This is a genomic window from Brevirhabdus pacifica, from assembly GCF_002797755.1.
GTDB lineage: Bacteria > Pseudomonadota > Alphaproteobacteria > Rhodobacterales > Rhodobacteraceae > Brevirhabdus > Brevirhabdus pacifica.
The window spans coordinates 399,772-414,202 of record NZ_PGFI01000012.1; the positions used below are offsets into that span (position 1 = coordinate 399,772).

At 67.0% G+C, this 14,431-nt stretch carries 15 protein-coding genes; 12 read left to right on the forward strand and 3 right to left on the reverse strand.

All coding sequences use genetic code 11. The annotated features are described in order from the left end of the window. The first annotated feature begins 21 nt into the window (after positions 1–21). Both fabB and CLV77_RS11385 read left to right on the forward strand, forming a co-directional pair. Positions 22–1,242 carry a beta-ketoacyl-ACP synthase I gene (gene fabB, locus CLV77_RS11380; RefSeq protein WP_076980463.1) on the forward strand — a complete coding sequence of 407 codons (1,221 nt, stop codon included), beginning with the start codon at positions 22–24 and terminating at the stop codon, positions 1,240–1,242. A 6-nt stretch (positions 1,243–1,248) separates the two neighbouring features. Beyond that, positions 1,249–2,037, forward strand: coding sequence for an enoyl-ACP reductase FabI (locus CLV77_RS11385; protein ID WP_076980462.1), 789 nt, complete (start codon positions 1,249–1,251; stop codon positions 2,035–2,037). A 148-nt stretch (positions 2,038–2,185) separates the two neighbouring features. On the opposite strand, the gene CLV77_RS11390 is transcribed toward CLV77_RS11385, so the two are convergent. Next, a complete protein-coding gene (locus CLV77_RS11390) occupies positions 2,186–2,593 on the reverse strand; it encodes a DUF7282 domain-containing protein (RefSeq protein WP_076980461.1) in 408 nt (135 codons plus the stop codon). Positions 2,594–2,783: 190 nt separating this feature from the next. Here CLV77_RS11390 and CLV77_RS11395 point away from each other — a divergent pair, with 190 nt between their 5' ends. From CLV77_RS11395 to CLV77_RS11440, 10 genes are all read left to right on the forward strand, one after another. Further along, a complete protein-coding gene (locus tag CLV77_RS11395) occupies positions 2,784–3,473 on the forward strand; it encodes a haloacid dehalogenase type II (protein WP_076980460.1) in 690 nt (229 codons plus the stop codon). Then, entirely contained in the window at positions 3,470–4,345 is an 876-nt protein-coding gene (locus CLV77_RS11400; protein ID WP_076980459.1) for an alpha/beta fold hydrolase, read from the forward strand. The genes CLV77_RS11395 and CLV77_RS11400 overlap by 4 nt, the downstream gene beginning before the upstream one ends. Then, positions 4,330–5,301, forward strand: coding sequence for a threonine ammonia-lyase (locus tag CLV77_RS11405; RefSeq protein ID WP_076980458.1), 972 nt, complete (start codon positions 4,330–4,332; stop codon positions 5,299–5,301). Before CLV77_RS11400 ends, CLV77_RS11405 begins: the two co-directional genes overlap by 16 nt. 161 nt (positions 5,302–5,462) lie before the next feature. Beyond that, positions 5,463–6,251 (forward strand): 3-oxoadipate enol-lactonase, encoded by a 789-nt coding sequence (pcaD, locus tag CLV77_RS11410; RefSeq protein WP_076980457.1) that lies wholly within the window; start codon positions 5,463–5,465, stop codon positions 6,249–6,251. A gap of 43 nt (positions 6,252–6,294) precedes the next feature. Next, positions 6,295–7,017, forward strand: coding sequence for an alpha/beta fold hydrolase (locus CLV77_RS11415; protein ID WP_076980456.1), 723 nt, complete (start codon positions 6,295–6,297; stop codon positions 7,015–7,017). A gap of 2 nt (positions 7,018–7,019) precedes the next feature. After that, positions 7,020–7,853, forward strand: a complete 834-nt coding sequence (locus CLV77_RS11420; RefSeq protein ID WP_076980455.1) for a 3-oxoadipate:acetyl-CoA acetyltransferase — start codon at positions 7,020–7,022, stop codon at positions 7,851–7,853. 292 nt (positions 7,854–8,145) lie between these two features. Next, positions 8,146–8,862, forward strand: a complete 717-nt coding sequence (locus CLV77_RS11425; RefSeq protein WP_076980454.1) for a hypothetical protein — start codon at positions 8,146–8,148, stop codon at positions 8,860–8,862. Beyond that, on the forward strand, positions 8,862–9,260 hold the full coding sequence (locus CLV77_RS11430) for a phage holin family protein (RefSeq protein ID WP_076980453.1): 399 nt from the start codon (positions 8,862–8,864) through the stop codon (positions 9,258–9,260). Before CLV77_RS11425 ends, CLV77_RS11430 begins: the two co-directional genes overlap by 1 nt. Beyond that, positions 9,250–10,314: a DUF3618 domain-containing protein gene (locus tag CLV77_RS11435; protein ID WP_076980452.1), complete on the forward strand. Its 1,065-nt coding sequence runs from the start codon at positions 9,250–9,252 to the stop codon at positions 10,312–10,314. The genes CLV77_RS11430 and CLV77_RS11435 overlap by 11 nt, the downstream gene beginning before the upstream one ends. Positions 10,315–10,466: 152 nt before the next feature. Beyond that, positions 10,467–10,778 carry a putative quinol monooxygenase gene (locus CLV77_RS11440; protein ID WP_076981159.1) on the forward strand — a complete coding sequence of 104 codons (312 nt, stop codon included), beginning with the start codon at positions 10,467–10,469 and terminating at the stop codon, positions 10,776–10,778. A 21-nt stretch (positions 10,779–10,799) separates the two neighbouring features. Here CLV77_RS11440 and ligD read toward each other — a convergent pair whose 3' ends face one another. Next, positions 10,800–13,310, reverse strand: coding sequence for a DNA ligase D (gene ligD / locus CLV77_RS11445; RefSeq protein ID WP_076980451.1), 2,511 nt, complete (start codon positions 13,308–13,310; stop codon positions 10,800–10,802). After that, entirely contained in the window at positions 13,310–14,257 is a 948-nt protein-coding gene (ku, locus tag CLV77_RS11450; protein ID WP_076980450.1) for a non-homologous end joining protein Ku, read from the reverse strand. The genes ligD and ku overlap by 1 nt, the downstream gene beginning before the upstream one ends. Positions 14,258–14,431: the final 174 nt, after the last annotated feature.

Sequence of the window (14,431 nt, forward strand, 5' to 3'; positions counted from 1 at the left end):
CAGGGGCAGAGGAGGACGGACATGCGCCGTGTGGTCATTACCGGGATGGGCATCATCTCCCCCATCGGAAACAGCATCGACGAAGTGACCGAGAGCCTGCGGGCCGGACGGTCGGGCATCACCGCCGAGCCGGAATATGCCGCACACGGCTTCCGCAGCCAGATCGCCGGCGTGCCCGACATCGTGCTCGAGGATCACATCGACAAGCGTCAGCTGCGCTTCATGGGGCCGGGTGCCGCCTACAACTTCCTGGCGATGGAGCAGGCGGTCAAGGACAGCGGCCTCAGCCCCGAGGATGTCTCGAACCCGATGACCGGCCTGATCATGGGCTCGGGCGGTCCGTCGACCTCGAACTTCTTCACCGCCTTCCAGACGGTCAAGGAAAAGGGCGCGCCCAAGCGGATGGGTCCCTTCATGGTCACCCGCTGCATGAGCTCGACCAACAGCGCCTGTCTGGCGACGCCCTTCAAGATCAAGGGCATCAACTACTCGATCACCTCGGCCTGCTCGACCAGTGCCCATTGCATCGGCAACGGCACCGAGCAGATCCAGATGGGCAAGCAGGACATCGTCTTCGCCGGCGGCGGCGAGGAGGTCGACTGGACCCTGTCGTGCCTGTTCGACGCGATGGGCGCCATGTCCTCGAAGTATAACGACACGCCCGAAAAGGCCTCGCGCCCCTTCGACGCAACCCGCGACGGCTTCGTGATCGCTGGCGGCGGCGGTGTCGTCGTGCTGGAAGAGCTGGAGCATGCTCTGGCCCGCGGTGCCAAGATCTACGCCGAGGTCACGGGCTACGGCGCCACCTCGGACGGCCACGACATGGTTGCCCCCTCGGGCGAGGGCGGCGAGCGGTCCATGCGTCTGGCGATCAAGGATCTGGGCGATCGCAAGGTCGACTACATCAACGCCCACGGCACATCGACCCCAGCGGGCGATGTGACCGAGGTCGAGGCCGTGCGTCGCGTCTTCGGCGAAAAGCACCCGCCGATCTCGTCCACCAAGTCGATGACCGGCCACAGCCTTGGCGCGACCGGCGTCCACGAGGCGATCTATTCGCTGATCATGATGGAAAACGACTTCATCGCGCCCTCGATCAACGTCACCGAGCTTGATCCCGCCCTGCGCGCCGATGAGATCGTGACCGAGACCCGCGAGGCCAAGCTGGACACGATCCTGTCGAACTCGTTCGGCTTCGGCGGCACCAACGCATCGCTGGCTCTCAGCAAGTACAACGGATAACCGGACATGGCTGAACTGATGAAGGGCAAGCGGGGCCTGATCATGGGCGTCGCGAACGAACGCTCGATCGCCTGGGGCATCGCCCGCCAGATGGCCGCTGAGGGCGCCGAGCTTGCGTTTTCCTATCAGGGCGAGGCTTTCGGCAAGCGGGTCGAGCCGCTGGCCGCCTCGGTCGGTTCGGACATCCTTGTGGATGTGGACGTGACCGACGACGCCTCGCTGGATGCCGCGTTCGAGACCCTCGGCACCCATTGGGACCGGCTGGATTTCGTCGTGCATGCCATCGCCTTTTCCGACAAGGCCGAGCTGACGGGCAGGTTCATCAACACCAGCCGCGAGAACTTCAAGAACTCGCTGGCGATCTCGTGCTACTCGCTGATCGACGTGGCGCGGCGTGCGCGCCCGATGATGAGCGAGGGCGGCACCATCCTGACCCTGACCTATCAGGGCTCGAACCGGGTGACGCCCTTCTACAACGTGATGGGCGTGGCCAAGGCGGCGCTGGAATCGACCGTGCGCTATCTGGCCAACGATCTGGGACCCGAGGGCATTCGCGTCAACGCCGTCTCGCCCGGACCGATGAAGACGCTGGCTGGCGCGGCCATTGGTGGCGCGCGCAAGACCTACCGGCAGACCGAGATGAACGCGCCCCTGCGCTCGAACGCGACGCTTGAGGCCGTGGGCGGCACTGCCGTCTGGCTGGCGTCGGATTACGGCGCCTGCACCACCGGCGAGATCGTGCGTGTCGACGGCGGCTATCACGTCCTGGGCATGAACCAGCCCGAGAACATCTGAAGATCCGCGACCGGCGGGCGGGAACGATCCCCGCCCCGGGCCGCACCGGAATGCAGCAGGGGCCCCGCGTTTTCACGCGGGGCCCCTGCCCGTTGCCGTCACCCGTGGAATTTGCAACGGCGAACGTTGGCCTTACTGGCCGGCACCATTACTTACCCGCGGTGAACGGCAGCGCGTAGGGGCTGCCATCGGCCTTGGTCGCCGGGGTGTCGACATCGGTCGAACCCTCGCCGAAATCGTAGGTGTCGTTGTCGTTTGTCTCGTAGTGCAGCATGCCGATGTAATCGGTGCCCGCGACCGCGTCGTCCATGATCTCGACCTCCACGTTCTCGGTCGTGCCGGCCTTCACGGCGACATGGCCGATCGAACCGGGGATGACGGGCTGACCGTCCTTGAGGGCGTGGATGGTCAGGTAGCCATCCTTGTCGATCATGACCGACGGGAAGGTCACGACGTGCTTGACGGTGGTGCCCTCGGTCTTGAGGATCAGGTGCTCGGCCATTGCCGGTGCGGCAAGAGTGGTCGAGAGGGCGGCTGCGATAGCGATGAGTTTCATTGAGCTGGCTCCTTGCTGGCTTGTCCCTCCACTCACGAGGGGCCGGGGCGCGAAGTTTCAGGCACCCGCATAATTTTTTCCGACCTGCCCCGGAGCGCCCCGCCGGGCAGCGGCCCCGTCCCCGCGCAGGATGGGGGTTTTACCCCCCTTCGGGTCGTGTATCGTCGGCGAAAACCCCGCGGAGGATCCCATGCCCATCACCACCTGCATCTTCGACGCCTACGGCACCCTGTTCGACGTCTCGGCCGCCGCGCGCGAGGCGGCCGCCGAACCGGGCCGCGAGGCCTTCGCCCCCCATTGGCCGCAGATCGCTTTCGACTGGCGGATGAAGCAACTCAACTACACCTGGCTGCGGGCCGTGACCGGGGCCCATGCCGATTTCGGCGAGGTGACGCGCAACGCCCTCGACTGGGCGCTGGAGGCATCGGGGATGGATGGCGACCCCGAGCTGCGCCAGCGGCTGCTGGACCTCTACTGGGAGCTGTCGGCCTATCCCGAGGTGCCGACGATGCTGCGGGCGCTGAAGGAGGCGGGCCACAACACCGCGATCCTGTCCAATGGATCCCCCGAGATGCTGGAGGCGGCTGTGAACTCGGCCGGCGTGGGCGAAGTGTTGGACGATCTGCTGTCGGTTGAGACGGTCGGCGTCTTCAAGCCCCACGCCTCGGTCTACGACCTGGTGGGCAAACGCTTCGACTGCGCGCCCGACGAGGTGCTTTTCGTCTCGTCCAACGGCTGGGACGCGGCGGCGGCGACGGGCTACGGCTTCCGCACCGCCTGGGTCAACCGCGCGAAGGAGCCGATGGACCGCCTGCCCTGGACGCCGGGCAACGTGCTGGACGATCTGACCACGATCCCGGACCTGGCGGCCCGGCTGTGACGGGCGGGGCCAGCCCCCAGGCGGCCCGCTTCACCGCCAGCGACGGGGTGGGCCTTGCTTATGACGACACCCACCCGCAGGGCCATCCCGACCCCGCGATGGTCCCCGTGCTGTGCCTCTCCGGGCTCAGCCGCAACGCTCGTGATTTCGAGTATGTCCTGCCCCACCTTGGGCCGGGGCGGGTCCTGCGGCTGGATTACCGGGGGCGCGGCCGGTCGGATTATGCCGATCCCGGCACCTACAGCGTGCCGACCGAGGCGCGCGACGCGCTGGAACTGCTCGACCACCTCGGGCTTGAACGGGCGGCGATCCTGGGCACATCGCGCGGGGGGCTGATCGCGATGTTCCTGGCCGCCACCGCGCCCGGGCGGCTGGCCGGGGTCTGCCTCAACGACGTGGGCCCCCAGATCGCGCCCAAGGGGATCGAGGATATCCGCGCCTACTTGGGCCGCAATCCCGCCGCCACCGACATGGACACCCTTGCGCGTGAGCGGGCGCGCATCGCCGGCGGCTTTGTCGGCGTGCCACACGCGCGCTGGCTGAACGAGGTGCGCCACAATTACCGCGAGAAGGCCGGGCGGCTGGTCATCGACTATGACCCGCGCCTGCGCGAAGCGGTGCTGCCCTCGCTTGATCGTCCCGTGGACCTATGGCCGCTGTTCGAGGCGATGGCGGGCCTGCCGCTGGCGCTGATCCGGGGCGCCAACTCGGACCTGCTGTCGCCCGCCACCGCAGCCGAGATGCGCCGCCGTCGCCCCGACATGATCTTCGCCGAGGTGCCCGACCGCGGTCATGTTCCCTTCATGGACGAGGCCGAAAGCCTGGCCGCGATCCGACAATTCAAGGAGGCAATCGGATGGACATCAACCTGATCGAGGCCGCCGACCGGCGGCTCGAGGGACATGTGCGGCGCACGCCGCTGCTGTCCTCCCCCTTTCTCGACGAGATCGCGGGCCGCCGCGTGCTGGTCAAGCCCGAGTGCCTGCAACACACCGGCTCGTTCAAGTTTCGCGGCGGCTGGGCCGCGATCACCGCCCTTGATCCCGAGCAACGGGCGCGCGGGGTACTGGCCACCTCGTCGGGTAATCATGCCCAGGGGATCGCCAAGGCGGCGGCCGCCCACGGGGTGCGCGCGGTCATCGTCATGCCTTCGGACGCGCCGGAGATCAAAATCGCCAACACCCGCGCCCTCGGGGCCGAGGTGGTCCTATACGACCGCGCGACCGAGGATCGCGACCTGCTTGCCGCCGACCGGATCGAAGCCGACGGGCTGAGTTTCATCCCGCCCTTCGACCATCCGCAGGTGATCGCGGGCCAGGGCAGCGTCGGCCTGGAAATCGCCGCCCAGGCGCAGGAGGAGGGGGTGACCGAGGGCGATGTGCTGGTCTGTTGCGGCGGTGGCGGCCTGACGTCGGGCATCGCCCTGGCGCTGGAGGCCCGCGCCCCCGGCCTGCGCCCCCGCACGGTCGAGCCCGAGGGCTTCGACGATTTCGCCCGCTCGCTCGACGAGGGGCGGATCTGCCGCAACCCGGCCACCTCCGGCAGCATCTGCGACGCGATCCTGACGCCCGAGCCGGGGCGGCTGACCTTCCCGGTGGTCTCGCGCCTGGCCGGTCCGGGTCTTGTCGTCAGCGAAGATGAATGCCTGCGCGCCATGGCGCTGGCCTTCGCCCGGCTGCGCATCGTTCTGGAACCGGGGGGCGCCGCCGCCTTGGCCGCCGCCCTCTTCCGGCCTGAAGAGATCGCGGGCGAGGCAGTGATCGCCGTGGCCACCGGCGGCAATGTCGATCCCGCCGTCTTCCGCCAGGCGCTGGACCGGCACGGCTGAGCCAAGCCGCCCCGCGTCCGCGGCATTTGCCATTGACCCGGCGCAGGCGCGGGTCACAGACTGACCGTCGCAGCCCTAAATTAGGGCGTCCGCCCCGGCGCATCCCCGGCGCATCACCGGCCCGGCACCCGCGCAAGATACGAAGAAGAAAGGCCCCAAAGATGAAGATGGCAGCGATCAACGGCACGATGATCCATTACCGTGAGGATGGCGATCCCGATGGCGCCCCCCTGGTCTTTGCCAACTCTCTGGGCTGCGACCTACGGCTCTGGGACCAGATCCTGCCGCTGCTGCCCAAGGGGCTGCGCATCATCCGCTACGACAAGCGCGGCCACGGCCTGTCGGACGCCCCGCCCGCGCCCTACAAGATGGGCCAGCTTGTAACCGATGCCGAGCAACTTCTGGATCATCTGGAAGTCAGGGATTGTCTGTTCGTCGGCCTGTCGATCGGCGGCCTGATCGCCCAGGGGCTGGCGGTCAAGCGGATGGACCTCGTGCGCGCGATGGTAATCTCGAACACCGCAGCCAAGATCGGGACGGCCGACCTCTGGCAGCAGCGTATCCAGGCGATCGAGGCCGGCGGGGTCGAGGCGTTGGCGGACTCGATCATGGAACGCTGGTTTCCGAAGGCATTCCGCGAAACCCCCGCCCTGCACGCCTGGCGCAACATGCTGACCCGCACCCCGGCCCAGGGATATATCGGATGCTCCCAGGCGATCGCGGGGACGGATTTCATGACCCCGACATCGGGGCTGCGCCTGCCGACCCTGGCCATCGCAGGCAGCGAGGATGGATCGACCCCGCCCGACCTGGTGCGCGAAACGGCCGACCTGATCCCCGGCTCTAAGTTCCACCTGATCCGTGGCGGCGGGCATCTGCCTTGTGTCGACTCCCCCGAGGAATACGCAAGGGTTCTGACCGGCTTCCTGCGCGAGACTGGCCATGTCTGAGGCCCGCGTGGCCCCATCCGTCCAGCGGCCCGGATCCTAGGACATGGCGCGGTTTCTTCTGATCCACGGCTCCTGTCACGGGGCCTGGTGCTGGGACATGCTGATTTCCGAGCTGGAGGCGCTTGGTCACGCCGCCCGGGCCATCGACCTGCCCGGCGCGGGCGATGATGCCACCCCTGTCGGACAGGTGACATTGGCGGCCTATCGCGATGCGGTGGTGGCGGCGCTGGACGACGGCGCCGGCCCCTCGATCCTGCTGGGCCATTCGGCGGGCGGCTTTCCGATCACCGCCGCGGCCGAGGAGGCCCCCGAACTGGTCCGCGCGTTGGTCTACCTGTGCGCCTACGTCCCCAAGCCCGGACAAAGCCTGGTCGACCTGCGTCGCGCCGCCCCGCGCCAGCCCCTCATGCCGGCGGTCAAGCTGGCCGAGGATGGCAAAAGCTTCACCGTGCGCCCGGAGATGCGGGAGGAGGTCTTTTACCATGACTGCCCGCCCGAGGCGCGCGCCCTGGCCGACGCAAAGTTGCGCCCGCAACCGGTCGCGCCGCAGGCCACGGCCCTCGGGCCCACCCCCCGGGCGGACCGCCTGCCCCGCCACTACATCCGCTGCACCCAGGACCGGACCATTCCACCGGAATACCAGCTTACCCTGTCCAAAGACTTTACGTCGGGGAATGTGCATGCTCTCAATAGCGCGCATTCACCATTTTTCTCTCAGCCCGCCACGCTGGCGGCGCTGCTCAACACAATATCAGAGGCCCTTTGATCATGTCCGATCCCTGCATCATCTGCGTTGCAATCACCGGCTCCGTTCCCACCAAGGCCGACAACCCGGCCGTGCCCGTGACCATCGAGGAGCAGATCGAAAGCACCCACGAGGCTTTCGAGGCGGGAGCATCGATCGCCCATTGCCACGTGCGCAATCCCGATCAGACGCCGACCTCGGACCCCGAGCTTTACGGCCGTCTGAAGGAAGGCATCGAAAAGCATTGCCCCGGCATGATCGTGCAGCTTTCGACCGGCGGCCGCTCGGGCAGCGGGCGCGAGCGGGGCGGCATGCTTTCCCTGCGGCCCGACATGGCCTCTCTTTCGGTGGGCTCGAACAACTTTCCCAACCGCGTCTACCAGAACGACCCCGAGCTGATCGACTGGCTCGCCTCGGAGATGCTGAAATACGACGTCAAACCCGAGATCGAGGCGTTCGATCTGTCGCACATCCTCCAGGCCATCGCGATGGGTGAGGCAGGCAAGCTGAAAAAGCCCCTCTACGTGCAGTTCGTGATGGGCGTAAAGAACGCCATGCCCGCCGACAAGGAGGTCTTCGATTTCTACGTGAAGACCATGCGCGACCGGGCCCCCGACGCGGCCTGGTGCGCCGCCGGCATCGGCCCCAACCAGATCCGGGTCAACGAATGGTCGATCGCCGCGGGCGGCCACACCCGCACCGGGATGGAAGACAACGTCCGCCTCGACCGCGAGACGCTGGCACCGTCGAACGCGGCATTGGTGCGCCGGGCGGTGGAGCTGTGCGAGAAATACGAGCGCCCCGTCGCCACCACCGAACAGGCCCGCAAGATCCTGGGCCTGCGCCCCGCCGCCTGAATGGGGGCCACCGCCGCCTGTCGCGCTGCCCTTGGCCGCGAATAAATCAACGGTTTCCCCGGGTTGGCCGCGAAGCCGCGGCCGCCCGCTCCTCCCCCGCGTGTGAATGGGCGGGTTCAAGCCGAAATTAAGCGATGTTCGGCTGCAACAATATGAAACTTTTATCCGGTCGCCGCGTTAGCTGAGCAATGGCCGGAAACGTGATCGGGCAATGCCTGCGGCAACTCCGGGTTGTGCAGGGTGCCCGTTGCCGATCTCCGAAATGCCGGCTGCCTGCATAAGGAGACAGAAAATGACAGATCCCAAGAACCCGTCGGCTTCGAACAATCCTTCGACGAAGAAATCGCTCGATAACCCGCCCGCCGGCACCTCGACCTCGGCCAAGCCGATCACCGGCGCAGGCCAGAGCGCGGGCCAAAACTCGGGCCAAAGCTCGGGCCAAAGCTCGGGCAAAGCCGCATCCCACACCCCCAGCAGCTCCGCCCAGGGCGGCGCGACTGCGGACAAGGGCCTGACCCGCGACACCGCCAAGCAGGCCGTCTCGGACGCTGCCGAGGAAGCCAAGAGCCACGCCTCGAACCTGGCCGACAAGGCCCGCGACGAAGCCCGCACCCTGGCCGGCGACGCCAAGTCCATGGCCCATGACCGCGCCGAATCCTACAAGAACACCGCCGCCAATGAGGCCGGCAAGGTTGCCGACGCCCTGCGTAAGGCATCCGACGACCTGCGCGACGGCTCCCCCCAGGAGCGCGCGGTCAGCGAGATCGCCGCGGGTCTTGCCGGCGTGGCCGACACCATCCGCGATCGCGACATCAGCGATCTGATCACCGACGCGACCGACTTCGCCCGTCGCAACCCGGCCGCCTTCCTTGGTGGTGCCGCCCTGCTGGGCTTTGCCGCCTCGCGCTTTGCCAAGGCTTCGGGAAGCAACTCGGACGGGACCGGCTATCAGTCGCGCCGCACCGCATCGCAGGGATACCAGGTCCCCGCCCGTACGGAGATTCACTGATGCAGCCCAACTCTCCCAAATCCACCAGTTCGCTGGTCAGCGACGCGCTTTACCACGTCAGCGGCCTTGTCCGTAAGGAGATCGACCTTGCCAAGGCCGAGGTGAAATCCCGCCTCAGCTCGATGGGCACGGCGATCGGCCTGATCGTGGCCGGTGCCATCGTGGCGCTGGTTGCCCTCAACGTGCTGGCGGCCGCGCTAGTCGCGGCCCTGACCGAAGCCGGCCTCGACGGCGGCTGGGCCGCCCTGATCGTGGGCGTCGGCCTGGCACTCATCGCCTTCTTCGCCGCGATGAAGGGCGTCAACGACCTGAAAAATACCAATCTTACGCCGCGTCGCACCGTTCGCAACGTCAAGCGTGACACACAAGTTCTTAAGGAGACATACCATGGCGCATAATCATGACCGTTCGCCTGAGCAGATCGAGCAGGAAATCGAGCAGGAGCGTTCGGCCCTGTCCCACACCCTCGAAAACCTTCAGCACCGCCTGTCCTTCGACAACATGTTCGGCGGCGTCGCCGAAAGTGTGAAGGAACATGGCGGCGAGATCGGCCATCAGGCCGTCCGCAAGGTCAAGGAAAACCCCATGGCCATCGCCCTTGCCGGCGTCGGCATCGCATGGATGATCCTGGGCAACCGCAACTCGGGCCAGGACACGGGCCATGATATGGACCGTCGCGGCTATGGCGCGCGCCCCATGGGCTATGACGGCGGCGATATGCGTTCCAGCACCCTGCGCGACCCGTCCGACCGGGACGCGGGTGATTTCACCCGCCGCGTCGCCAAGGCCGACAGCGAGATGCGCTCGCAGGCCAGCGGCACAACCGGCCGCTACTCGGCCCCCTCCTATGCCGGCACCACCGCCGGTCATAGCGGCGAGACCGGCGAGATGCCGGAAGGTCCCGGCATCTGGACCCGCACCTCGGACGCCGTGAAGGGCAAGGCGCAACATCTGCTGTCGCGGATCTCGGAAGGCACCGAGGACATGAGCACCGAGGCCCGCGAGCGGGTGATGCGTGCCCGCGTCCGCGCCTACGAGGCCCAGCGCCACGCCGAGGACACCGCCCGTCGTGCCAAGTCGTCGGCGATCGACTTCTACGACCGCCAGCCGCTGGTCGCAGGGGCGCTTGCCCTGGCGACGGGTGCCCTGATCGGCAGCCTGCTGCCGCGCACCCAGCGCGAAGACGAAGCCTTCGGCACCCAGTCCGACCACCTCTTCGACGAGGCGCGCCGCGTCTACGAAGAAGAGAAGGTCAAGGCGCAGAAGGTCTACGAGGCCGCCAAGGACGAGGCCACGGCCATCGCCCGCGAGGCCCGCGACGAGACCCGTTCCTCCATCCCCGATGGCAAGAGCGTGGTCGAAAGCGTCGAAGCCAAGGCCAAATCCTCGGCCAAGCGCGTTGCCGATGCGGCCAAATCCGAGGCCGACAAGCAGAAGCTTGGCAAGATCTGAACGAAGATACCGGCGCGGCCCTTGTGAAGAGACGCGCCGGGTGCCCGCCCCTGAAGCTGGCAGAGAAAACCGGGCCTTTTGGCCCGGTTTTTTTATGTGCGGCGCATGGCGGGGCGCCGTATCATATGCTTCCCGGCATGATGGAGAGGGCTATGACTGATGGCACAGGTCACGCATGCGGAGACGTTCAGCTGACGGGACAGTTGATCTGCACCTCTGAACAGTACGCCCGGATCGTCCGCCGTCGTCTGCCCGAACACGTCCGCCTGACATTGGCCGAGCCGGGGTGCATTTCGTTCACGGTAGCCCCGACCGACGATCCCTTTGTCTGGTCCGTCGAAGAGCATTTTCGCGACGCAAAGGCTTTTCGCGCCCATCAGGACCGCGCCCGCGCCTCGGCTTGGGGCCGGGCCACGGCCGATATCTCGCGCAGCTACCGGATCACGGGGCTGGACGGGGCGTGACCCACAGGGTGGCCCGTGCCCCTATTCCCCGCTTGCGAAGACTTCCAGCCGGTCCACCACCTCGCGGGTGATCGACTGGGGCTCGGGGAAGGCAACCGGGCCGTTCTTGGCGCGGTCTTGTGCGGCAGACAGATCGAAGCGCGGCAACTTGCGCTTGTGGTCAAGCTCGCGCCAGTCGATGGGCATCGCCACGGGCGCCCCGGGACGGGCGCGCACCGAGTAGGGCGCGATGGCGGTGTTGCCCCGGTCATTGCGCAGCCAGTCGATGAAGATCCGCCCCTTGCGCCGCGCCTTGGACATGGTGGCGGTGAACCGCTGCGGCTCGCGCTCGGCCAGGATGGTGGCGAAGGTCCGGGCAAAGCCGCGCACCGTGTCCCAGTCGTTGGACCGGCGCAGGGGCACCATGATGTGCACCCCCTTGCCGCCCGTCAGCATCAGCCCGCATTCCAGCCCCAGATCGGCCAGATGCTCGCGGATGTCCTGGGCCGCAGCACGCAGCTCGGCAAACCCCACAGCCTCGTCGGGGTCAAGGTCCAGCACCATACGGTCGGGCCGGTCCAGCCGGTCGACCTTCGCACCCCATAGGTGAAATTCGATCGTGCCCATCTGGACGGCGGTGACGAGGCCGCCGGCCGAGGTGACATACATGTATTCGGCATCATCGCCGTCGGCCTCGTCTATGGCCACCTTGCGGATGGGATCCTCGAACCCCGGAGCCACGTGTTTCTGGAAGAACCCCGGATCCGACAGGCCCGAGGGGTGGCGCACCAGCGAAAGGGGCCGGCGGGCGGTCTCGTCCAGCATGGCCGGGGCCACGGCCGCATAATAGCGGGCAAGCTCCAGCTTGGTGGTGCCGGTATCCTCGAAGACGACCCGGTCGGGGCTTGAGATCGTGACGCCCGCGACCTTGGGGCCCGCTTTCCTTGACGCTTTCGCTTCGGGTTTGGCGGTCTTTGCATCGCTTGCCGCCTTCTCGCCCTTGCGGTTGCGGGCGGGAACCTCTTCGTCCATCTCCACCTCCTTGGCGGGCTTGTCGCCCCGCAGGCCCAGATAACGCGAATGGCGCAGGCGCCCGTCGCCGGTGATCTCGCCATAGACAACCTCGGCCACCAGTTCGGGGCGCAGCCAGCGCACGCCGCGCGCAGGCGCGTCATCCGGGTCCGAAAGCGCGCTTTTGCTTACCTCCAGCGGGGCCATTGCCGCCGCAAGTTCGGCCATCCCCTCGTCCGAAAAGCCGGTGCCGACCTTGCCGCGATAGTGCAGCTTGCCACGCTCGTATGTGCCAAGAAGCAGCGACGAAAAGGGGCGACCGCGTTTGTCGGACTGCTGGTAGCCGACGATCACGAACTCGGCCCGCTTGTCGCATTTGACCTTGATCCAGCTTCGGCTGCGGCCCGCGCGATAGGGGCTGTCGGTGCGCTTTGCGACCAGCCCCTCGCCGCCGGCCTGACAGATGGCGTCCAGCATGGCGGTGCCCTCGCCCTCGATCACGGTGGTGCTGGCAAGGGCCGCGCGGGCTGGCAGGCCGGACAAAAGCCCATCCAGCATCTCGCGCCGGTCGCGCAGGGGCAGGTCCGTAAGGGTCTTGCCGTCCAGCTCCAGCAGGTCAAAGGCCTGAAATGCCAGCGGCCCGCCGTGTTTCAACGCGGTCTGTAACGCGCCAAAGCCGCTGTGACCGGCCCCGGCGATAATCTCTCCGTCGATCAGGGCCGAGGCGCAGTCCAGCCGTTCGAACCACGGCACCAACTCGGCGAAGCGGTCGGTCCAGTCCTGACCGCTGCGGGTCCAGATCCGCACGCCGCCCTTGCCGATCGCTGCCTGCCCGCGATAGCCGTCGAGCTTCAGCTCGTGCCACCAGCCGTCGCCTTCGGGCACCGTGTCGCGCAGGGTGGCGAGCTGGGGTTTGCGGAACTTCGGACGGGCGGCTGTGCGGCGCGGCGGAAAGGCCGCCTTGCCCCCGGCGGCAATCGCGTCGAAATCCCGGCCCGACTGGATGCCGGTGGATTGCGCCTGCCCGATCTCGGCCGCCTTGCCCTCGACCACCGCCTCGTCGCGCTCTTTGATCATCAGCCAGTTCTCGCGGCCTTTGTCGGAAGCCTTTCGGCCCCGCATGCGCACCAAGGCCCAACCGCCGGTCAGGCGCTGGCCGTGGATGTTGAAATGCAGCTTGCCCGATTTCAGACCCTCATCGACATCATGCAGCGGCTGCCACCAGCCCAGATCCCACAGCATCACCGTGCCGCCGCCGTATTCGTCCTTGGGAATGGTGCCCTCGAACTGCAGATAGGACAGGGGGTGATCCTCGGTCCGCACGGCAAGGCGCTTTTCGGCCGGATCCAGGCTGGGCCCCTTGGTGACGGCCCAGCTGAGCAGGACGCCGTCCCATTCGAGGCGCAGGTCGAAATGCAGGCGGGTGGCCGCGTGTTTCTGCATCGAGAACCGCAGCCCCATGGCCGAGGGGGTGCCCTGCGCGTCCGGCTCGGGCGTTACCGCGAAATCGCGCTTGGCGAGATACCGGTCCAGCCGCGTCATCAGCCCGCCTTCCTGCTCCGACCGCCCGATTTCGTGGCGGCCGACTTCGAGGCCGGCTTGGACGCGGGTTTGGACGCAGCCTTGGCAGGCGCCTTGGACCCCTTGCTGCCCGCCGACTTCGACCCCGACGATCCCTTGGCCCCCGTCTTACCGCCGCCCGACCCGGCCAGGCTTTCCTTCAGCGCCGCCATCAGATCGACCACGTTACCGCCCTTGGGCGCGGCGGCGTCTTCGTCAGGGCGGGCCCGGGGCGTCTTGGAGTTGCGCCGTTTGGAGGCGATCAACTCCCGCAGGGCCTTGTCGTAATGATCCTCGAAAGCCTCGGGGTTGAACGGCGCCGTTTTCTTCTCGATCAGTTGCGTCGCCACGGCCAGAAGGTCGTCATCCGCCTTCTCGTCGGCAATCTGGGAGAAAAGCGGCTCGGCCTCGCGAATCTCGTCCCCGTAGAACAGCGTCTCGAGCAGCAGCCCGTCGCCGCAGGGTTTCACCGCGCAGAGGTATTCCTTCCCCCGCATCGTCATCTGGCCCAGCCCCACCTTCTCGGCCTGCCGCAGGGCATCGCGCACCACGCGGTAGGCATCCTCTGCCAGGTCGTCCGATGGGACGATGTAATAGGGCTTGTCGAAATAGAGCGGCGGGATCTCGCAGGCGCCGACGAACTGGACCAGCTCGAAGGTCTTCTTGGTCTCCAGCCGGATCGCGTCGATCTCCTCGGGCTCGATCAGCAGGTATTCGTCGTCCCCCGTCTCATATCCCTTCATGATTTCCGAGGCATCCACGGGCCCGACACCGGGGACCGTTTTCTCATAGCGGACCCGCTGACCGCTGGGTCCGTGGATCTGGCGAAAGGAGACGCGGGCGCCGGTCTTGCTGGCGCTGTGGATCTCGATCGGGATCGAGACGAGCGACAGCCGAAGCTGGCCTTTCCAGACGGGACGCGACGCCATGGGAAATCCTTTCAGGTGTAAAAAGTCCCAACGCGGAACGGCCGGATTTGTTCACGGCATCGCCTGCGGGAACCGGCCGCGAGGGGCCTGAAAAAATAACATAGTTTTTTTGTCGGATTTATTGCCAAGGCCTCGATGTTCGGTTAGCAGAGGCTTCAGAAGGTCAATCCGCAT